Below are 333 nucleotides of genomic sequence, written 5' to 3' on the forward strand. Positions count from 1 at the left end.
CACCCATATCGCCCCTTCCATCATCTCCACTATGTTTTTGGAGATTGCTAGTCCCAGCCCCGTGCCGCCGTATTTGCGCGTAGTGCTGGATTCGGCCTGTTCAAAAGAATTAAAAATCTTTTCCTGCTGTTCGGCGTTTATGCCGATGCCCGTGTCGCTTACGGAAACCTGCAAGGTGCAGATGTCGTTTACCTTATCCACGAGGCGAACGGTAAGGGTGATTGCGCCTTTCTCCGGCGTGAACTTAACCGCGTTTCCCAAAAGGTTTGTAATGACCTGCGCGATACGCTGGTCGTCCCCAATGAGTACGCGGGGAATGGCTCGGTCAATATG

General features: G+C 52.6%; 1 protein-coding gene. It reads right to left on the minus strand.

Annotation, left to right across the window (positions count from 1 at the left end; genetic code table 11):
• The coding region (locus ACYVTD_RS18540; RefSeq protein ID WP_461249063.1) for an ATP-binding protein at positions 1-333 on the minus strand (333 nt) is incomplete at both ends.

Source organism: Treponema sp. R6D11, from assembly GCF_054786075.1.